This window comes from Bradyrhizobium sp. AUGA SZCCT0222 (assembly GCF_018130205.1).
Taxonomy (GTDB): Bacteria; Pseudomonadota; Alphaproteobacteria; order Rhizobiales; family Xanthobacteraceae; genus Bradyrhizobium.
Genome location: NZ_JAFCLX010000006.1, coordinates 113,117 through 131,519, shown reverse-complemented (window position 1 = coordinate 131,519; position 18,403 = coordinate 113,117). Strand labels below are relative to the sequence as shown.

Here is an 18,403-nt window from a genome sequence, read left to right as displayed (position 1 = left end):
GCGCTCCATTCACATAGAGGATTCGTTCAGGAGGGATCCGGCCGGTTGGATTAAGCCCCGCAACGAGCATGCCCACCCCATGCTCGATCAAACAAAGGCACAGGTGCGCTATGCCCCCCCAGTCACCGCACCGACAAGAGGCGCAATCCAACCGGCCGGTGCTTTGCTGCAAAGACAGCAAGTACCATTTCAAGGGAGGGAAACATGGGTATGGTTATGGTGAAATGTCCGCAAAGCGGACGCGCGATCCCCACCGGCATCAAGATCGATCGCGAGAGCTTTAGACGCAGCGCGGTGTTCTTCTCGCGCACGCATTGCCCGATCTGCAGCACCTATCACGACTGGTTCGCGCGGGAAGCCTGGGTCCACGAGCCGAGCATCCGGACGCGGCGTCTCGGCGCGGGCTCCAGCGCCTGATCGTCGCTAGCGCAATGGGGGACACCATGGCGCGCATGGAAATCTCAACTGAAACGTCGACCTGGCTGCTGCAGGCCAGGGACTTTCTTGAAGAAGCGCGACGGCTAAAGCCGGGCCCCGCGCGCAACGAGCTGCGCCAGACAGCGAAGGTGCTGCGCGAGCTTGCGAAGCTCGAGGCGAAGAAAAAACGACGCAACGGGAAGAAACGACACAACGGCCAGTCGCAGCGCGGATAGATCGGCGGTCGCGCTCACACGACATCGCCCGATTCAATTTCCGGGATGCGCACACCAACGGGCGGAACTGCCGCACGTGATCGGGCCGTATTCGACGAAAAGATCTCCTCGACTTCGAGACGCATGGTGCCGTGGCATTCGCACGATGCCGCCGCGAGCCGCGATCGGTCGATCTCGATCCGGCCTCGTTGATCGGACCTGATCGCTCCGGAAGCGCGCAGTTTGCCCATCAAGAGCGTCACCGTCGTTCGTCGCACACCAAGGATTTGCGACAACGCCTGTTGGGTGAGCGGGAGCACGTCGTGGTCGATGCGGTCGCGAAACTGCAGCAGCCAGCGCGCCATGCGGGCTTCGACCGGGTGCAGCGCATTGCAGGCCGAGCCGAGTTGGAACTGTACCAGCATCGCCCTGACGTGATTCTGGACCTGGTGCCGGATCGCCGGAGACCGATTGAAAGCGGCGTGAAAGCGCGATGCAGGAATCCGCGAGGCGATGCCCGCCGCGCGAACGACCGCGGTAACAGCCGAAGGTGACGGCCCGAGCACTGAAAGAATGCCTATTGCTCCCTCGCGCCCGACTGCGGCGGTGGCAACCGTCTGTCCGTCCGCCATGTCGATCATCAGCGAGATGGCGCCGCTATGAGGGAAAAAGACATCCTCGATCGGGTCACCCGCTCGCGAAATGACCTCGTCCGGAGCGAGCGCGACCGTCTCCAGCACGGGCCCCAGCAGGTCGAGGTCCGACGGCGCCAGCGCTGCAAGAAGGCGGTTACCAGTTCCGCCCAGAGGCTTCACTGAAGGAAGCCCGCGATGAGACATTCGCGGCCTTCCTCATCTGGAGCGTCGCGAAACGGCGATCTTGCCAACAGATCAAACTCACCCTGGTACGCTGTTACTCTCGACAAAAAATTTGCTCCCAACAAAAAACTCTAACCGTCGGCCGCGATGTGGATTTCTGCTCGCAGCATCGCAAAGAGTTAGATGCAAATGCGACGGACGCAACAATAAAATGCGCATGCGTAGCACCGTAGTAATGCGGAACGCGTGGTTCCAATTCCGGCGCACGGCACACGATGGAAGCGGACGCGACCTATCGGTGCGCGAGCCCATTGCGATATCGGCAGGTAGCACTTTTGAGACATGACGGTGAACCCCGGGAATGTCCGTGAACGGAAGCCGTCGGCGGTCAGGCGCCCGAGCCGCGCAATGAGGTGAACGCTCGCGATCGGGGATATCTGCGGCAATATGGACGCCGCGCCCGTCTTGAGTGACAATGTCTCCTGTTGGCGAAGTGCCAGCGGTGGCCGTAGCCGCCTGATACGAAACACAAGAGCGGCATCAAGACGCCCCGCAATGGAAACTCCCCATGCTGATCCCCCTTGCCGACGTGCCGCGCTGGTATGCCGAGCGCAAACCGAAAGACACGATCGCGGTCAGCCATGGCGCTGAGACGCTGAGCTGGGAGCAGCTGGAGCGCAATGCCAACGCCCGCGCCCGCGCTTTTGCCGCCAAGGGGGTCAAGCCCGGCGATTTCGTCGCCATCGGCCTGCCCAACAGCAACGCGTTCTTCGAGACCACGTTTGCGGTATGGAAATGCGGCGCGACGCCGACCTCGCTGACCTGGCGGTTGCCGCGGGGCGAGGCCGCTGCGGTGCTGGAAATTCTCAAGCCTTCGCTTGTCGTCGGCGGTCAGCCGGACTGGAATGCGCCAAATGCCCTACCGATTGATTTCATGCCGGACGGCTTTTCCGGAGATCCGATCGACAACCCGGTGGCGCGCTACTGGAAGGCGATGACCTCTGGCGGCTCGACCGGCCGGCCGAAGGTGATCCTCGACCACCGGCCCGCCGTGATCGATACCGCAGGCCCCGCCGCGCTCGGCATGCCGCTCGGCGCTTCCCTGCTCAACCCCGGCCCACTCTATCACAACGCGCCCTTCATTGTTTCGCACACCGCGCTGTTCCATGGCGGGCGCGTCACCGGCCTCGTCAAGTTCGATGCCGAGGAAAGCTTGCGCCTGATCGAAGAGAGCCGGGTGCAGTGGGTCAATTTCGTGCCGACCATGATGCACCGGATCTGGGCGCTGCCGGGCGAGGTGCGGAGCCGCTACGATCTGTCGAGCCTGCAAATCGTGTTTCACATGGCGGCGCCGATGCCGCCATGGCTGAAGGAAAAATGGATCGAATGGCTCGGGCCCGAGCGCATCTATGAGCTCTATGGCGGCACCGAAGCGCAGGGCGCATGCATCATTTCGGGTGTCGAATGGCTCGAACACAGGGGATCGGTCGGCAAGATCGCCGAAACCTCCCGCCTGCGCATCATCGGCGAGGACGGCAACGAGGTCGCCACCGGCGAGACCGGTGAAATCTATTTCCTGCCCAATGACGGCGCCGGCAGCAGCTATCATTATCTCGGCGCCGAACCAAAGCGCCGCGCCGACGGCTGGGAATCGCTCGGCGATATCGGAAGGCTGGACGCCGACGGCTATCTGTATCTCGGCGACCGGCTCGCCGACATGATCCTGCGCGGCGGCGCCAACATCTACCCGGCCGAAATCGAGGCTGCGGTATCAGCGCATCCTAAAGTTCGCTCCTGCGTTGCGGTCGGCCTGCCCGATCCGGAATTCGGCCAGCGCGTGCACGCAATCCTGGAACTTGGGCCCGACACCGACGCGCAATCGGTCGCCGACGGCATGGGCGATTTCCTCTCCGACCTGCTCAGCCGCTACAAGCACCCGGAAAGTTTTGAAGTGGTCAATTTCGGCCTGCGCGATGATTCCGGCAAGGTCCGCCGCACCCTGCTGCGCGACGAACGCGCCGCCTGGCTGAAGGAGAATCGCGCGTTCCGGATATTGCCCGCGCGGGCGCGGGCCAAGGCGGAGTGAGGGCGGACTGAACAGCGCGACCGCCTGAAGTGTCAAGAAAGCCACCTCTCGTTTTTCGCGATGTTCTAAATCAAGACATCCTGAGGTAGGATGATCCGATTGACGTGCCGGTCGCCGGCCGCACCGCATGAGGATCTGCAATGTCTTTCCGCAGCGACAACAAGGCTTACGAAGCCTGGCTGGCCAGGCAGTGCCGCGTCGTCAAAAAAGACATCGCCCGCAAGCACGAGCGGATGAAAGAAAGCCCTTTTATCTTCCTGCGGGCGACCTATTTCCGCTGGGCCAGAAAAATCGGCGACTGGTGTCCGGAATTGATGGACGCGCCGCAAGTGCTTTCGATCGGCGACATGCACCTGGAGAATTTCGGCACCTGGCGCGACGCCGACGGACGCCTGGTCTGGGGCGTCAACGATTTCGACGAAGCAGCCGTGATGCCCTATGTGCTTGACTTGGTCCGGCTTGCCACCAGCATCTACCTTGCGCCACGGCTCGGGGTCCGCAATCAGGCCGCCGCCAAGGCGCTGTTGAAGGGATACCAGGCGGGTCTGGCCCGACCTCAGCCGGCATTGCTCGACGAAGGCGAAACCTGGCTGCGCCCCTATGCCGCCGACACCGAGAAAAAAGCAAAAAAATTCTGGAAAGAGGTTGCCGATTATCCAAAGGCGAGCCCGCCGCGCAAGGTTGCCAGGGCCCTGGTTGCGAGCCTGCCGAAGGGTGCAAAACGCATCCACCTCCGTTCGCGCGTCGCCGGCGGCGGCAGCCTCGGGCGGCCACGCTATGTGGCCGTCGCGTTCTGGCGTGGTGGACATGTCCTGCGCGAGGCGAAGGCGCTGGTACCATCGGCCTGGACCTGGGCCAATGACAGAAAATCCAAAGCGTCGCATTTCCGTGCCCTGGCGAATGGCGAATTCCGGGCACCGGATCCGTTTCTCAAAGTGAACGGTAAGTTCATTTTCCGGCGCATCGCCGCCGATTCCCGCAAGATCGAACTCGCCGACATTGGAGGCTCGAAGATCAAGGTCAATATTCTGGAGGCGATGGGATTCGACCTCGCGTCAATCCACGCGGCAGGCAAAGTGCCGGTCAAGACGCTGAAGGCCGACCTGGACAGACGCCCGCGCGGCTGGCTGAACGCCGCCGCAGCGGTGGCGGCCGACAAAGTCAAGCGCGATTATCGGGAATGGCGGAGCTGACGCGCGTTCCGTCGATGCACGGATCGCAAACCCGCGTTCGATCCGCGATCTCGATCCGCGGCCGTTTCGCTGATATAATCCAGCAAAGGCTGCCGCTGACAGGACCATGATCTATTCGGGTTGCGCGGCGTTGGTTAAGCGACGCGCAACCGTACGGGAGACCCTTCATGCCCTCTTTGACCGAATGGAAAGTGCCGCCGGCCAACCAGCCGCGCCCGGGCGATTACAGCTTTGATCTCGACCGCGCACTGGCCTCGGTGGTCGGGCTGCATTCGATTATCCCCGCCGACGCCTTCAGCGCGGAAACGCTCGGCACCGAGCGCGCCGGCAATGGCGTGCTGATCGACGACGGCCTGGTGCTGACCATCGGCTATCTCATCACCGAGGCCGAGACCGTGTGGCTGCATCTGGGCGACGGCCGCGTGATGCAGGGCCATCCGCTCGGCTTCGACTTCGAATCCGGCTTCGGCCTGGTGCAGGCGCTCGGGCGTCTCGACATCGAGCCGCTGCCGCTCGGCTCTTCCGCCATCACAAGGGTCGGCGACCGCGTCGTGCTCGGCGGCGCCGGCGGCCGCACGCGATCGGTTGCGAGCCAGATCGCGGCCAAGCAGGAATTCGCCGGCTATTGGGAATATCTGCTGGATGAAGCGCTCTTCACCCACCCCGCGCATCCAAACTGGGGCGGCACCGGGCTGATCTCTGGCCGGGGCGAGCTGATCGGCATCGGCTCGCTGCAGCTCGAACGCGAGCGCGAGGGCAAGGCCGAACACGTCAACATGATCGTGCCGATCGACCTGTTGAAGCCGGTGCTCGACGATCTGCGCAAGTTCGGCCGCGTCAACAAGCCGGCGCGGCCATGGCTCGGGATGTTTTCGACCGAGATCGACAACCGCATCGTGGTGGTCGGCGTCGCCGGCAAGGGTCCCGCGGCGCGCGCCGAAATCAAGACCGGCGACGTCATCCTCGCGATCAACGGCGACAAGATCACCAGCCAGACCGGCTTCTACCGAAAACTCTGGTCGCTGGGGCCTGCCGGCGTCGACGTGCCGCTCACGGTCTATCATGAGGGCGTCACTTTCGACGTGGTGCTGACCTCGGTCGAACGCGCCAAGCTGCTGAAGGCGCCAAGACTTCACTAAGAAGACTTCACTGAGCAAGACTGCACTAAGAAGGCTTCACTAAGAAGGCTTCACTAAGAAGACCGCACCGAGAACGCTGCGCTCGAACAAAAGCTCCAATAAGCAGGGAATGCGCGATGAGCGAGGCCGTGGTGGACGACATCGTGGCCGTGCTGCCGCCGCTGCTGCAGTCGCTCGAAGCGCTCGGCTTTGTCGCGCGCCATCTGAACCCGCCGGATTTCGGCCGCGTGATGGAAGCTGCCGGCACGCCGGACGAGGCGCTGCGCGCGGTGCGCCCGCGGCTTTCGCAGTGGCCCGCGGAATTCAGCGAGATCAGGACCGCCCTCGAGACCGCCAGCGACGCGGCGCTGGCCGCCTTCGCAGGATTGCGCGAAGTGCAGAACGGCAATGGCGATCTGGTCAGCGTGTTTCGGGCACTGCGCTATTCGCCGCGCGCGCAGGAGGCGCTCTATGCGCTGGTCGAAAAATTGCCGCCGGTCAGCGAGTTCTTTGTCGAGCCTTCGTTGCGCGAGGATGCCGATCTCGCCGCACGGCTGGCGCAACCGGCCAACGAAAACACCGGCATTTTCCACGACCATAACGAGCCCGGCAGCCGCGGTGGCTTCTCGCTCTATGTGCCGGAATATTACACGCCCGATCGTGCCTGGCCGCTGGTGATGGCGCTGCATGGCGGCAGCGGCAATGGTCGCGGTTTTCTGTGGAGCTGGCTGCGCGACGCGCGAAGCCACGGCGCCATCCTGATCGCGCCGACCGCGACCGGAAATGCTTCAAGCAGCAAAAGTACCTGGGCATTGATGGGCGAAGACACCGACACGCCGAACCTGATGCGTATCCTCGAACAGGTGCGCTCACGCTGGAATATCGACGCGACAAAAATGCTGCTGACCGGCATGAGCGACGGCGGCACCTTCTGCTATGTCAGCGGGCTCGAAAGCGCCTCGCCCTTCACGCATCTCGCGCCGGTCTCGGCGACGTTCCATCCGCTGATGGCTGAAATGGCGGATGCGGAGAGATTGCGCGGCCTGCCGATTCACCTCGTGCATGGCAAGCTCGACTGGATGTTTCCGGTGCAAGTGGCGCGGCAAACCCGGCAATTGCTGTCGGCTGCCGGCGCCAACGTGACCTATCGCGAGATCGACGATCTCAGCCACACCTACCCGCGCGAGATCAACGCGCCGATGCTGGCCTGGCTGCGCGGGAAATCGGCCGACGGCGCCTGAGGCGCCATGTTTCGTCATTGCCTGCAACAAACGCGAGGCGTTTGTGCAAGGGAGCGATAGCGACGAAGCAATCCATCTGTCCACTTGCGGCGCGATGGATTGCTTCGCTAACGCTCGCAATGACGCGGATGGGACGTGCTTGACCGCCTCAGACCATGCCGCCATTGGCGCGCAGGGTTTGGCCGTTGATCCACGAGCCGTCGGGACCGGCGAGGAAGGCGACGCTGGCCGCGATGTCCTCGGGTTTGCCGAGCCGTTCCAGCGGATTCATCCTGGCAAAGCGCTCGATGATTTCCTGCGTCTTGCCCTTGAGGAACAGATCCGTTGCGGTCGGTCCGGGCGCCACGGCATTGACGGTGATCGAACGGCCGCGCAGCTCCTTGGCCAAAACCGCCGTCATGGTTTCGATCGCCGCCTTGGTCGCGGCATAAACGCCGTAGGTCTCGATCCGGGTTCCGACCACGCTGGTCGAGAAGTTGACGATGCGGCCGCCATCGCGCAGCCGTCTGGCGGCTTCGCGCATCGCATTGAAACTGCCCTTGAGATTGATCGCGACCTGCTGGTCGAACAACGCGTCGTCGCTGTCGGCGATTTTTGCCAGCTTCATGATGCCGGCATTGTTGACCAGCACGTCGACGCCGCCGAACGCCGCTTCCGCCGCGTCGAACATGCCGCGTACCGCGCTCGCGTCGCTGACATCGGCCTTGGCGGTCAGCGCCCGGCCACCCCTGCCCTCGATCTTGCGGGCCAGCGCCTCGGCCGATTTGGTATCGCCGGAATAGTTGATGACGACGGTGAAGCCGTCGGCCGCGAGCCGTTCGGCGACCGCAGCGCCAATCCCGCGCGAAGCGCCGGTTACGATAGCTACCTTATTGGTTTCGTTTGACATTCTATCTCTCCCACAATTGAGCGGCTTGGCCGCTGCTGATGGAAGAAACCTATGGCCTTCCCCTTCCCGGATAATCATGCCTTTATTGGCATCACTATCCGGAAAACACGAATAATTCCATGGACCGATTCGACGCAATGCGGGTGTTCACGCGGGTGGTGGAGCGGCGCAGTTTTTCGCTCGCGGCCGATGATCTCGGCCTGCCGCGCTCGACCGTGACCGACGCCGTGAAGACGCTGGAAGCGCGTCTCGGCGTGCGGCTGCTGGAGCGGACCACGCGGCAGGTCCGCCCGACGCTGGATGGCGAGGCGCATTACCGGCGCTGCCTTTCCCTGATTGCCGACCTCGAAGATGCCGAGGGCGCGTTCGGCGGCGCCAGGCCGAAGGGAATGTTGCGGCTCGAGGTGCAGGGCACGCTGGCGCGGCACTTCCTGCTGCCGAACCTGCCGGGCTTTTTCGCGCAATACCCCGACATCGAGATCAATATGAGCGAGAGCGATCGCTGGATCGACCTGATCCGCGAAGGCGTCGACTGCGTGCTGCGCTTCGGCCATCTTCCCGACAGCGACATGATCGCGCGGCAGGTGGTGGTGCTGGAGCGATTGACCTGTGCCGCGCCAAATTATTTCGCGCGCTACGGCACGCCGACCGATCCCGACGCACTCGATGGTCATCACATGATCGGACTGCGCTCGCTCACCACGGGACGGTTGCGGCCGATGGAGTTCATGATCGGCGATGCGCTGCGCGAGATCCCGTTGCCGGTGGTGATGTCGGTGACGGGACCCGAAAGCTATCTCGCCACAGCGCGGCTCGGCCTTGGGCTTGTGCAAGTGCCTCGCTTTCACGCCGAGACCGATCTGGCGAACGGGACGTTGATAGAGGTGCTGGCGGATTGTCCGCCGCCATGGGTGCCGGTATCGCTGCTCTATCCGCGCAACCGCCAGCTCTCGCCGCGCGTGCGCGTGTTCATCGAGTATGTGATGCGGGCGTTCGGTCGCATTTGATGCGGAACTTTCCTCCACGGTCCACGTTATCAGCGCATCATCGGAGGACGTCATGCGAACTTTTTTTGGAATGATTTTGGGCGCGCTGCTGCTGGTTTGCGGCGTTTACGTCTATGATTCGATGAACACATCCAGCGTGGCGAACGGTCAGGTCGCGCAGGCCAACCGCACGATCGTCAACTGGGATGTCGCTGCGACCGACTGGAAGGCGCTGAAAACGCGCGCCCATGAGGAGTGGACCAGGATCGCGTCGAAGTAATCACGCGACCAACTCCCACCAAATCAGGGCGTCCTCGTCACCGACGAGGGCGTCCTTTCTATTGGCGCTTAGTTCGCGGCCTTCGCCTTCCGCGCGTCCTTGATGACCATTTCGAACTCCGCCATGGTCAGGATGCCCGGCACGCGGAACTTGCCGACGATAAAGGACGGCGTGCCGCGGAAACCGAAGGCTTCGGCCTGGGCGTGGTTGCGCGCGAGGATGGCGTCGATCGCCTTGGCGTTGGTGGTGAGGTCGCGGTTGAGGCGGTCCATGTCGATGCCCTTCTCAGTGAGCAACTCGCGGGCGCGCGCCTCGGTCAACCGTGAACTGACGCCGATCATCGCCTCGTGCGCCGGCATGAACTTGTCCTGATACTTGGCGGCCAGCGCCATCCGTGCCGTGATCTTGGAAACGTCGCCGAGGATCGGCCAGTCCTTCAGCACCAGGCGGACCTTGCCGTCGTCCTGCACCACCTGCGCGATCTCGGGCGCGATCTTGCGGCAATAGGGACAATTATAGTCGAACCATTCGACGATGTTGATGTCGCCGTCGGGGTTGCCGGCCGCGGGAATATCCGGGTCGCGCAGCACCAGCGCTTCGGTCAGCACCGCGTCGTCATCATGCGCCAACGCCTGATGTGGCATCGCCGCGGTGCCGAGCAGGACTGCGCCGGCGCCAATCAGGCCGAGCGCTTCGCGCCGGCTGGGTCCCGGATTGGTTGCGGCTGGTTTGTTCTGCTGGTTCATTGCTGCTCTCGCGACGGCCTCACCCCTGTCTACGCCCAGGATGAGGATATGTTACGCGCCAGCATATAGAGCGCCACCGCAATAATGACCACGGCGAACACAATGTTGAGGGCGCCGCGCCGCTCGGCGAGGTGACGGGCGGCGCGGGTGCCGGCCAAGCCGCCGGTAATACCGCCTGCGACGAACAACCCCGCCAGCGCCCAGGAGACGAGGCCGGACCAAGCATAGCTTGCCGCGGTGGTCATGCCGAACGCGGTGACGGCGACCAGGGAGGAACTGACCGCGTTCATGATCGGCATCCCCGTCGCCAGCATCAACGCCGGCACGATCAGGAAGCCGCCGCCGATGCCGAAGAAGCCCGATAGCGTTCCGGTCGCGAGGCCAAGGCTGACGATGGCCGGCATGTTGGACATCGACATCTTGACATCAGGCAGCCCGATCCGCGACCGCGTCTTCAGCATCAGCAGCGCGATTACGATCATGACCAGCGCAAACAGCGCCAGCAGTTTCTGACCGTCGACCATCTTGCCGAGGATCGAGCCGCCGAAGGCCCCGGCCATCCCCGCGACAGCAAATGTCAGCGCGCAGGACCACACCACCGTGCCGCCGCGCGCATGGTTGGACAGATTGACCGCGGCGTTGGCGGCGACCGCGATGGCGCTGGTGCCGATCGCGACATGGGGTTCGGGCACGCCGACCACATAGACCATCAGCGGCACCGCCAGGATCGAACCGCCGCCGCCTACCAGGCCGAGCGAAAACCCGACCAGCATCCCCGACGCCAGCCCCAGCACGCTTTGCGTCGTGGAGATGATCAAGATGGAAGACTCATGTGCACGGCGCGACCATAGAAGAAATTTCTATGGACTGCCATGGCTGCAGCACAAACCTGCACTGCAACAGCGTTCCCCGCGCGCCGGCGTTGTTTCGGACAATGTCCGACGTCAGGCGGGCGCGAGGGCCTTGTCCTGCAACGGAGCGCTGGCGCGCCGCGGCAGCGCCATCAGCGTCCCGGTCATGGTCGCGACCAGCGTCTCGACGCCGTCGTGCTCGGCATAGGCGCGGCCTTCGCACACGGTGAGCGTACGGCCCGGCTTGACGACGCTGGCACGGAAGGCAAAGCGCTGGCCGCGTGCGGGCGCCAGCAGATTGGTCTTGAACTCCACGGTCAGGATGTCGGAGCCAACAGGCATCAGCGTGAAGGCGGCGATGCCGCAGGCGCTGTCGAGCCCGGCTGTGATGATACCCGCATGCACGAAACCGTTCTGCTGGGTGAGTTCAGCGGAATAGGCCATCGCGAGTTCGACCTCGCCCGGCTCCAGCCGCGCGATCGAAATCCCGAGCGTACGCATCGCGTGCTGGCGCTCGAACGTATCGGTCGCGATCTCACGATAGTCCGGGTTTTTCGGCTCGAAGCGCGCCATGCTGCTCATGCCGGCACCGCCTCAGCCGGGCTGAGATGCTTCAGCGCGGTATTGCGGATCTCAGGCGCGAACGGCATCGATTTGTGGGCCTGCCGGTCGAGGTGCACGGCGGTGATTTCACAGGTCGCAGATATCTCGCCGGTTTCGGCGTTGCGCATCTCGTGCAGGAAGCGAATCGACTTGTCGCGGATTTCCAGCAGCCGGCTTTTGACTTCGACGATATCACCGGCGAAAAGTTCGCGCTTGTAGCTGATGTTCTGCTGCACGCCGGCCATGCCGCGGCCGGATTCGCGCAAATAGGAAGGCGTCAGCCCGAGCCTTGCGAACATATTCCAGTTCGCCTCGTCGAATTTGCCGACGTACCACATGATGTTCATGTGCCCGACATGATCGCATTGCCACGGATAGACCGTGCCGCGATAGGTCGCGTCCGTCTCCATCGTCTCGCTCCCGCTTATCGTTTCTGGCCGGCTTTCGATTCTTGATACGGTAGCGTATCAGGGCGGATGCGGGTTAGCAATACGGCACCGTATCAAGAATCGGTGAGGCTGGACTCAATGACCGACGGCAAGAGCGAGAACCGCAAGGACGCGACGTGTAAGGACAGGACTTGGATCGAGGCCGGCATGGCGGAAATCGCCCGAACCGGCGTCGAGGGCGTGCGGGTCGAGGTGCTGGCGAAGAATCTTGGCGTCACCAAGGGCGGTTTCTATCGCCGCTTCAAGGATCGCGCGGCGCTGCTGGACGGCATGCTGCAGAACTGGAGCACCGGGCGCATCGCCGCGATCGAAAGGCAGACCAGCCTCGATGGCGCCACAGCGCGGGAACGCTTGCGGGCGCTGGTCGCGCTTTATTCGGAACGGATGAATACCGAGGGCATGGCGGTGGAGCTTGCGATCCGGCAATGGGCGCGATCGGACGAGGCCGCGGCCGCGGCGGTCGCCAGCGTCGATGCCGCGCGCCTGCAAAATGTCGGGCAGCTCTATCGGGCGGCGGGGCTGGCGGCGGAGGAAGCCGACGCGCAGGCGTTCCTGTTCTACTGCTTCATCTTCGGCCAGAGCCTGCTGTTCCTCGAACGCGGCCCGCGCAAGCGCGCGCAGCTGATCGCAAAGTCAGCCGAGAAGCTGCTCGAGGATGAAGGCTAAGGCGCGTGAGGATTTTGAATCGGATCGGCACCCGTCATCCTGAGGTGCGAGCGGAGCGAGCCTCGAAGGATGGGCCACGGGCGCTTCTCATCCTTCGAGGCGCGCAAGAGCGTGCACCTTAGGATGACGCGTAGAACTAGTTAGGCGCGGCCGAACCAATTGGCCGCGCCCTGAGAACTCAGCGATGGCTCAGGCGGTAGGTTTCAGCTTCTTGGTGCATTCGCTGTAATAGCCGCCGCCCTTCTGGATCCACTTCAGGCCGCCATTGCCGTTGCTGGTCTTGTTGGCGTTGTACTGATCGAGGCAGGTGTGCATGCGCTGCTTGCCGGCGGTCTCCTTGGCGTATTTCGGATCCACGGCGTTCGGATAGACCGCAGGTCCCGACGGCACCGCCGGCGCCGCAGCTTCCTTTGCGGGGGCGGTTTCCTTCTTGGCCTTTGCTTCCTTGGGCGCGGCAGCGGGTGCTGCGGCCGGCGCGGCAGTAGGCGCCGCGGCAGTGGCATCCGCACCGCATTGCGCCTTGCGGAAGTCATTCCATTTCTGGCCGCCGAGCGTGCCGGCGGTCTTGGCGGCCTGGTATTTCGCGCTGCATTCCTGCGTAGTGAGGGCCTGCGCCGGCGACGTCACCATGAACGCCGCAAAACCCGACACCGCCATTGCGCAGAGTATTTTTGCTTGATTGGTCATCCTAAGACTCCTTGGAGCAGTTCAACCGGGGCAAATTAGCTTGCCCCATTCAACTTGGGCAGGTCGTCCTTGTGCAGTTACTGTGCAATCATTCAGGGGTTTTGACCTGCACCGCCATCCTAACGCAACCAAAGCTTGCGGCAACGAAAGCCGCGATATTCCGTTCAAAATAATGTGGCTGTCAAAGACGCGGATAGTCCGGTCCATTCACTTGACGTTCAGCATCACGGCGCGACGGTCGCGCCCTTGTCTTCAATCCGAGGTGCCCCATGACGAAGATCTCTTCCCTTGTCACCGCGACCGCGATTGCTTCGTTCCTGCTGATGGGCGTGGCGTCGGCGCAAACCGCTGCGCCGGCAACCAAGACCGAGGCGCCGAAGACCGAAACCAAGGCACCGGCCGACAAAAAGGCCGCCGCGAAGCCGCGGACGCCAGGCTCGCTCGAATGCTCCAAGCAAGCCGACGAGAAGGGGCTCAAGGGCAAGGAACGCAAGAAATTCCGTTCCGCCTGCAAGAAGGAATTTGCCGACAAGGAAAAGGCGGCCACCGGGGCGAAGTGACCACCGCCGCTGCTGCTTCAGGGCAAGGGCTATTTCGCACCTGCATGTTTGACGGTGTTGGTTGGCGCCCGTGAACCCGCGCGGGCGCCAAAGGCTTGCCCGCGCATTGACCGCCCGCGCCAGGGCCGATGATGGCTGATGCACGCATTGCAGCAATCGCGTGGCGCATTTGTCCCCTCATGCGGGATTTGCCATAAGGCGGCGTGAGCCTGATCCCCGCATCGATGACGTCTGCGATTCCCGACCGCGCCAGGATTCTCTCCACGATCGAGACAATCGTCCTCGGCGCCGCTGGCGGCTTGCTGTTTCTTTGGGCAAACCTGCCCGGTGGACTGATCTCCGGCGCGATGTTCGCGGTCGGCATCGCCGCGATCTGCGGACGGCCGCTCGCAATGCCGCCGATCCTGACGCAAAGCGTGCTGCTGCTGCTCGGGATCACGCTGGGCTCGCTGGTGTCGCGGCAGCTGATCCAGCACATGAGCTCCTATCCGCTGACCATCGGACTTCTGGCGCTCGCCACCTTCTGTTCGACCTTCGGCAGCAGCTTCTATCTGCAGCGCTTCCACGGCTGGGACCAGACCTCGGCCTTGCTGGCCGGAAGCCCCGGCGCGCTGTCGCAAATCACCATCCTCGCCGCCGAGAAGGGCGCCGACGTCGCTGGTATCGCCGTGGTTCAGACCATGCGCGTGATCATCCTCACCGCCGCCCTGCCGCTGCTGCTGGCATTGACCGGAATCGCGCCATCGGCGCCGCCGAACATCGCCGCCATCATCGCCTCGCCGCTCGAACTGGCCGTATTGATCGCGGCTGCGGTCGCGGTCGCGCTGCTGTTGCTGCTGATGAAATTTCCGGCGAGCTGGATGTTCGGCGCGATGATCGCCTCGAGCGTGCTGCACGGCACCGACATGATCGAGGGCGGGCTGCCGCCCTGGATGCGCGGCGTGGCGCTGGTCGGCATCGGCGCGGTGATCGGCACGCGCTTTGCGCGGGTGAAACGGTCGACGCTGCTCAGCCATGTCAATGCGGGGCTGGGCTCGTTTGCGGTGGCGATCGTGATCTCGGCGATCTTCGTCGCCATCATCGCGCTGACCACCCATGTGCGGCTGGCTGACGTCCTGGTGGCGTTCGCACCGGGCGCGATGGACGCCATGCTGGCGCTGGCGTTGACGCTGCATATCGACCCGATTTTCGTCGGCGCGCACCATCTGTCGCGCTTCGTGTTCGTCTCCATCACCACGCCCGGAATCATCCATCTGTTCGGACGGCCGCAGGATGACGTGGACGACTAGGCTCCTTTATTTTTGACGCGTTTTCTTCACGCGAACCGGTACCCACTTCGCTCGAAAACGCTATCGCTTGACGGACTTCATGCCCCACGCCGCGATCGCGGCCATCGCCAGCGAGATCAGCACATTGTAGCCGGCGAGCGAGAGGCCGAGGAAGCGCCACTGCACATCGTCGCAGCGGATCACCTTCACCGTGTCGAGGCGCTCGAGCAGCGTGCCGGCGCTGCCGAGATCGACGAGCGGGCCCGAGCAATCGGTCGGGCCCTGCCAGAACTTCCATTCGACGCCGGCGTGGTAGCCGCCGAGCCAGGCGTTGGCGAGCGCCGCCAGCGCCAGCAGCCCAAGGCCCGCCAGCAGCGCCGGCCGCGGCGCGTCCCGCGAGGCTGCGAAGGCGACCAGGAGGGCGAGCGGGACCGCCAGATAATAGGCGTAGCGCTGTTCGAGGCAGAGCGGACAGGGGCGGATATCCAGCACCAGCTGGAAGAACCAGGCGCCCGCCAGCGTCGCCGCCGCGATGCCCGCGATCGCCAGCGCGGCGACTACAACGGGATTGGCACCAAGCCCGGCATGTGACGGATTTGCGGTGGCATCGAGCGTCACGGGCGTTCTCCAACGATAACAAGGTCCTATCCCGCTGATATGGCGCTGTCGAGGTGCGGGACAATCACATCCGCGCGGGTTGACCCGCCGAAACCGCCCGCTATATTCCGCCGGCTTCGCGGCACCGGCCTTTGGCCGACGCCCCGAGGGCCCCTGTGGCGGAACTGGTAGACGCGCTCGACTCAAAATCGAGTTCCGCAAGGAGTGCTGGTTCGATTCCGGCCAGGGGCACCACGCTTCGCCTGCGGCTACGCGTGGCGCGGCCACGCTGCCGCTTACGAAGAGCGCCTGGCATAGCCTCTTGCGAAGCGAAGCGATCCCCTCGTAGCGTCTGTCAGGACTGCCACCTCGGTCAGGAATCACCAGGGCCACCCGATGGACATGCTCGTCAAACTCTATGCGCTACCGGATTCCCGGCCTGCGTATGATCGATTGCGTGGCGCCGGAATCGTCATGCGCCGTGCGCTGGCCCCCGAAAAGCACAAGGTCACAGGCTGGGTGCGGCAGAATTTCAGCGAGGCATGGGCCAGCGAAACCGATGTCGCGTTCAGTCGCCAGCCGGTCTCCTGCTTCATCGCGATCCGGGAGAAAAACATCATCGGCTTCGCCTGCCATGATGCGACCTGTCGCAACTTCTTCGGTCCGACCGGCGTCGATCCGAAGGCTCGGCAAGGCGGGGTCGGAAAGGCCCTGCTGTTCGCCTGCCTCGAGGACATGCGGCAACAGGGCTTTGGCTACGCCATCATCGGCGGCGTGGGGCCGGCGGAGTTTTATTCGAAGGCGGTCGGCGCGGTGGCCATCGAAGGTTCGGAGCCGGGGATTTATCGCGGGCTGCTGTAGCGCCGCGTTCCCCGTGGGAGGCCGGCCGTTAGATCCGGGCGACCGCGGAAGATCGCGCTTGATTGGCCATCTGGGCAGCCCTGCTCTCTTCACCGGAATACGCGCCGGCATCGGGCACGATCGAGCCCGCCTCGGTTTCCGCCAATTCGGTGCGGTTGCGGCCGAGCCGTTTGGCCTCATAGAGCGCCTTGTCGGCGGCGGCGATGAGATCGCGATGCTTGGTTTCCGCGCCGGGCACCAGGGACGCGACGCCGATGCTCAATTTCGCATGGCCGCGCTGAATCTCGTCCGCGCCGCACCGGACGATCAGATCCTCGCGAATCCGCGCCGCCAGCGCTGCCGCATCGCCGAGCGGCGTTTCCGGCAGCAGAACGGCGAACTCGTCGCCGCCATAGCGCGCACCGATATCCGAAGGGCGCTTCACATTCGCCGCGATCGACGCGGCAATGTCCTGCAGCAGCCTGTCGCCGGCCTGATGGCCACGCGCGTCATTGTAGACCTTGAAATGGTCGGCATCGATCATCAGCAGTGCGACCGGCGCGCGGCTGCGCATCGCGCGGCGCCATTCATAGGCCAGCGCGCGGTTGAAATGCCGGCGATTGGCAAGACCGGTGAGCCCGTCGATCGTGGCCAGAATGGTGAGCTTCTTTTCCGCGGCACTGCGGCGCGCGAATTCGCGATGCAGGAAAGCGGCCAGCATCACCGTCACGGCGCACAGCACGGCCATCAAGACGCCGATCGCGATCGCCTGCCGCCACCACGCCGCAAGGACATCGTCCAGCGACTGGCCGACCACGACGATCAGCGGCAGATTGCCGACCTGGGTATAGACGAACAGCCGTTTGATCCCGTCCGATACCGCCCTCGATTCATAGTGGCCGCTGGGAGCCTTCGGGAAGTGCGTGAACAGTTCGGCGCGCTTGATGCTGCTGCCGATGAAATCCTGGCGGAACGGCCAGCGCATCAGCACGATGCCGTCGGTGCGCGCCAATGTCACCGTGCCATTGGGGCCGAGCGAAGCATCCTTGAACATCGCCTGGAAATGGTCCTGCAGCATGGCCGTGAGCACGACGCCGGCAAAGGAGCCGTCCGGATGCGACAGCCGCCGGCTGAACGCCACCAGCGAGAGGCCAGTGACACGGGATGCGATCGGACGACTGATGTACAGGCCGGGAAATTCATTGTCTCTGTGAAACTGGAAATAATCCCGGTCGGACATGTTTTGTCGCGGCGGGATCAGATTCTTGGAATCGTGCGTGATCCGTCCGGTGTCATCGATGACGAACATCGATGTCGGATGACGCGCGGTTGCGGAATAGTCGAACAGCACCAGCTGGCGCATTTCCGGACTGAGACGATCGAGACCGGGCAGCTTCAAATTGCTCATCAACCCCTCGAGCGAGAGATTGAGCAGATCCACGTTGCGAGCGATATCGGCCTTGAGCGAATTGGCGAGGCTGGTGGCGACCTCGGTGGCACGCGCTTCGGTCGCCCGCCGCGCCTCCAGCAGCACCCAGCCGCACACCGCGGAGAAGCTCAGCGCCAGCAGAATGACCGAAATGGTCATCCGGTGATGCGACTGCGTCCATGCCCAGCCGGAAGCGTCACCTGTCTCGTCGGGTTCGCGCGACCAGAGCGACTTCCACGCTGGTTTATTGGCTTCCGCTATTGCCACGGAATTCACCTTGCAAGACGTTGCCATCGCCTTTTGTGCGCCGATGGAACGAGTTAGGCGTTAAAGGCCAGGTGAATTCGCCCCATGTGGTTCACAAATTATTCGCGGAACAGGTTGAAATGGCCTGATCGGGCGACTTTGCCGCGGAAGTACGGATGCTTTTCGCGCCGCACACAAGCAATGATGAGGAACAGCAT

21 protein-coding genes and 1 tRNA gene are annotated in these 18,403 nt (G+C 63.6%); 13 read left to right on the top strand and 9 right to left on the bottom strand.

From position 1 onward, the window contains the following. Positions 1-204 precede the first annotated feature (204 nt). The gene (locus JQ629_RS07335; protein ID WP_212412095.1) at positions 205-417 is read left to right on the top strand and encodes a hypothetical protein; all 213 of its coding nucleotides are present in this window, start codon (positions 205-207) and stop codon (positions 415-417) included. 26 nt (positions 418-443) lie between these two features. Beyond that, on the top strand, positions 444-653 hold the full coding sequence (locus tag JQ629_RS07330; protein ID WP_212412094.1) for a hypothetical protein: 210 nt from the start codon (positions 444-446) through the stop codon (positions 651-653). A gap of 14 nt (positions 654-667) precedes the next feature. Here the strand turns inward: JQ629_RS07330 and JQ629_RS07325 are convergent, their stop codons facing one another. Further along, positions 668-1,471, bottom strand: coding sequence for a Crp/Fnr family transcriptional regulator (locus tag JQ629_RS07325; RefSeq protein ID WP_212412093.1), 804 nt, complete (start codon positions 1,469-1,471; stop codon positions 668-670). Positions 1,472-2,018: 547 nt separating this feature from the next. Between JQ629_RS07325 and JQ629_RS07320 the strand changes: the two genes are divergently transcribed. From JQ629_RS07320 to JQ629_RS07305, 4 genes are all read left to right on the top strand, one after another. After that, entirely contained in the window at positions 2,019-3,536 is a 1,518-nt protein-coding gene (locus tag JQ629_RS07320) for an AMP-binding protein (protein WP_212412092.1), read from the top strand. Between the two features lie 140 nt (positions 3,537-3,676). Next, on the top strand, positions 3,677-4,729 hold the full coding sequence (locus JQ629_RS07315) for a DUF2252 family protein (RefSeq protein ID WP_212412091.1): 1,053 nt from the start codon (positions 3,677-3,679) through the stop codon (positions 4,727-4,729). A gap of 167 nt (positions 4,730-4,896) precedes the next feature. Beyond that, entirely contained in the window at positions 4,897-5,868 is a 972-nt protein-coding gene (locus JQ629_RS07310) for a S1C family serine protease (protein WP_212392151.1), read from the top strand. Between the two features lie 116 nt (positions 5,869-5,984). Beyond that, positions 5,985-7,088, top strand: a complete 1,104-nt coding sequence (locus JQ629_RS07305; RefSeq protein WP_212412090.1) for a carboxylesterase family protein — start codon at positions 5,985-5,987, stop codon at positions 7,086-7,088. 148 nt (positions 7,089-7,236) lie between these two features. On the opposite strand, the gene JQ629_RS07300 is transcribed toward JQ629_RS07305, so the two are convergent. After that, complete coding sequence (locus JQ629_RS07300; RefSeq protein WP_212412089.1) at positions 7,237-7,977, bottom strand: SDR family oxidoreductase; 741 nt, start codon at positions 7,975-7,977, stop codon at positions 7,237-7,239. Positions 7,978-8,096: 119 nt separating this feature from the next. On the opposite strand from JQ629_RS07300, the gene JQ629_RS07295 reads away from it, so the two are divergent. Both JQ629_RS07295 and JQ629_RS07290 read left to right on the top strand, forming a co-directional pair. After that, entirely contained in the window at positions 8,097-8,984 is an 888-nt protein-coding gene (locus tag JQ629_RS07295) for a LysR family transcriptional regulator (protein WP_212412088.1), read from the top strand. A 52-nt stretch (positions 8,985-9,036) separates the two neighbouring features. Next, a complete protein-coding gene (locus JQ629_RS07290; protein WP_212270280.1) occupies positions 9,037-9,243 on the top strand; it encodes a hypothetical protein in 207 nt (68 codons plus the stop codon). Between the two features lie 68 nt (positions 9,244-9,311). On the opposite strand, the gene JQ629_RS07285 is transcribed toward JQ629_RS07290, so the two are convergent. From JQ629_RS07285 to JQ629_RS07270, 4 genes are all read right to left on the bottom strand, one after another. Beyond that, entirely contained in the window at positions 9,312-9,989 is a 678-nt protein-coding gene (locus JQ629_RS07285) for a DsbA family protein (protein WP_212412087.1), read from the bottom strand. 29 nt (positions 9,990-10,018) lie between these two features. After that, on the bottom strand, positions 10,019-10,804 hold the full coding sequence (locus JQ629_RS07280) for a sulfite exporter TauE/SafE family protein (RefSeq protein ID WP_212412175.1): 786 nt from the start codon (positions 10,802-10,804) through the stop codon (positions 10,019-10,021). A gap of 129 nt (positions 10,805-10,933) precedes the next feature. After that, a complete protein-coding gene (locus tag JQ629_RS07275; protein WP_212412174.1) occupies positions 10,934-11,413 on the bottom strand; it encodes a PaaI family thioesterase in 480 nt (159 codons plus the stop codon). Between the two features lie 5 nt (positions 11,414-11,418). Further along, positions 11,419-11,853 carry an acyl-CoA thioesterase gene (locus JQ629_RS07270; protein WP_212412086.1) on the bottom strand — a complete coding sequence of 145 codons (435 nt, stop codon included), beginning with the start codon at positions 11,851-11,853 and terminating at the stop codon, positions 11,419-11,421. Between the two features lie 117 nt (positions 11,854-11,970). On the opposite strand from JQ629_RS07270, the gene JQ629_RS07265 reads away from it, so the two are divergent. Next, positions 11,971-12,558 carry a TetR/AcrR family transcriptional regulator gene (locus tag JQ629_RS07265; protein ID WP_212412085.1) on the top strand — a complete coding sequence of 196 codons (588 nt, stop codon included), beginning with the start codon at positions 11,971-11,973 and terminating at the stop codon, positions 12,556-12,558. Positions 12,559-12,747: 189 nt separating this feature from the next. On the opposite strand, the gene JQ629_RS07260 is transcribed toward JQ629_RS07265, so the two are convergent. Further along, entirely contained in the window at positions 12,748-13,245 is a 498-nt protein-coding gene (locus JQ629_RS07260; protein WP_212412084.1) for a hypothetical protein, read from the bottom strand. Between the two features lie 269 nt (positions 13,246-13,514). On the opposite strand from JQ629_RS07260, the gene JQ629_RS07255 reads away from it, so the two are divergent. Together JQ629_RS07255 and JQ629_RS07250 are read left to right on the top strand one after the other, a co-directional pair. Next, positions 13,515-13,805 (top strand): PsiF family protein, encoded by a 291-nt coding sequence (locus tag JQ629_RS07255; protein ID WP_212270285.1) that lies wholly within the window; start codon positions 13,515-13,517, stop codon positions 13,803-13,805. 203 nt (positions 13,806-14,008) lie between these two features. After that, positions 14,009-15,094, top strand: coding sequence for an AbrB family transcriptional regulator (locus tag JQ629_RS07250; RefSeq protein ID WP_409363353.1), 1,086 nt, complete (start codon positions 14,009-14,011; stop codon positions 15,092-15,094). A 60-nt stretch (positions 15,095-15,154) separates the two neighbouring features. Here the strand turns inward: JQ629_RS07250 and JQ629_RS07245 are convergent, their stop codons facing one another. After that, a complete protein-coding gene (locus JQ629_RS07245; RefSeq protein ID WP_212412083.1) occupies positions 15,155-15,691 on the bottom strand; it encodes a disulfide bond formation protein B in 537 nt (178 codons plus the stop codon). A gap of 149 nt (positions 15,692-15,840) precedes the next feature. Here JQ629_RS07245 and JQ629_RS07240 point away from each other — a divergent pair. Both JQ629_RS07240 and JQ629_RS07235 read left to right on the top strand, forming a co-directional pair. Beyond that, positions 15,841-15,925, top strand: a tRNA-Leu gene (locus JQ629_RS07240). A gap of 141 nt (positions 15,926-16,066) precedes the next feature. Continuing rightward, complete coding sequence (locus JQ629_RS07235) at positions 16,067-16,531, top strand: GNAT family N-acetyltransferase (protein WP_212412082.1); 465 nt, start codon at positions 16,067-16,069, stop codon at positions 16,529-16,531. A 28-nt stretch (positions 16,532-16,559) separates the two neighbouring features. Here the strand turns inward: JQ629_RS07235 and JQ629_RS07230 are convergent, their stop codons facing one another. Further along, positions 16,560-18,206: a sensor domain-containing diguanylate cyclase gene (locus tag JQ629_RS07230; RefSeq protein ID WP_212412081.1), complete on the bottom strand. Its 1,647-nt coding sequence runs from the start codon at positions 18,204-18,206 to the stop codon at positions 16,560-16,562. Between the last annotated feature and the right edge of the window lie 197 nt (positions 18,207-18,403).

Excerpts from the sequence above, each read along its gene's own strand:
- JQ629_RS07325 (WP_212412093.1), bottom strand. The coding sequence starts at position 1,471 with ATGTCTCATCGCGGGCTTCCTTCAGTGAAGCCTCTGGGCGGAACTGGT.
- JQ629_RS07265 (WP_212412085.1), top strand. The coding sequence starts at position 11,971 with ATGACCGACGGCAAGAGCGAGAACCGCAAGGACGCGACGTGTAAGGAC.
- JQ629_RS07310 (WP_212392151.1), top strand. The coding sequence starts at position 4,897 with ATGCCCTCTTTGACCGAATGGAAAGTGCCGCCGGCCAACCAGCCGCGC.
- JQ629_RS07305 (WP_212412090.1), top strand. The coding sequence starts at position 5,985 with ATGAGCGAGGCCGTGGTGGACGACATCGTGGCCGTGCTGCCGCCGCTG.
- JQ629_RS07295 (WP_212412088.1), top strand. The coding sequence starts at position 8,097 with ATGGACCGATTCGACGCAATGCGGGTGTTCACGCGGGTGGTGGAGCGG.
- JQ629_RS07335 (WP_212412095.1), top strand. The coding sequence starts at position 205 with ATGGGTATGGTTATGGTGAAATGTCCGCAAAGCGGACGCGCGATCCCC.
- JQ629_RS07275 (WP_212412174.1), bottom strand. The coding sequence starts at position 11,413 with ATGGCGCGCTTCGAGCCGAAAAACCCGGACTATCGTGAGATCGCGACC.
- JQ629_RS07255 (WP_212270285.1), top strand. The coding sequence starts at position 13,515 with ATGACGAAGATCTCTTCCCTTGTCACCGCGACCGCGATTGCTTCGTTC.
- JQ629_RS07290 (WP_212270280.1), top strand. The coding sequence starts at position 9,037 with ATGCGAACTTTTTTTGGAATGATTTTGGGCGCGCTGCTGCTGGTTTGC.
- JQ629_RS07330 (WP_212412094.1), top strand. The coding sequence starts at position 444 with ATGGCGCGCATGGAAATCTCAACTGAAACGTCGACCTGGCTGCTGCAG.
- JQ629_RS07260 (WP_212412084.1), bottom strand. The coding sequence starts at position 13,245 with ATGACCAATCAAGCAAAAATACTCTGCGCAATGGCGGTGTCGGGTTTT.
- JQ629_RS07300 (WP_212412089.1), bottom strand. The coding sequence starts at position 7,977 with ATGTCAAACGAAACCAATAAGGTAGCTATCGTAACCGGCGCTTCGCGC.
- JQ629_RS07235 (WP_212412082.1), top strand. The coding sequence starts at position 16,067 with ATGGACATGCTCGTCAAACTCTATGCGCTACCGGATTCCCGGCCTGCG.
- JQ629_RS07315 (WP_212412091.1), top strand. The coding sequence starts at position 3,677 with ATGTCTTTCCGCAGCGACAACAAGGCTTACGAAGCCTGGCTGGCCAGG.
- JQ629_RS07320 (WP_212412092.1), top strand. The coding sequence starts at position 2,019 with ATGCTGATCCCCCTTGCCGACGTGCCGCGCTGGTATGCCGAGCGCAAA.
- JQ629_RS07285 (WP_212412087.1), bottom strand. The coding sequence starts at position 9,989 with ATGAACCAGCAGAACAAACCAGCCGCAACCAATCCGGGACCCAGCCGG.
- JQ629_RS07270 (WP_212412086.1), bottom strand. The coding sequence starts at position 11,853 with ATGGAGACGGACGCGACCTATCGCGGCACGGTCTATCCGTGGCAATGC.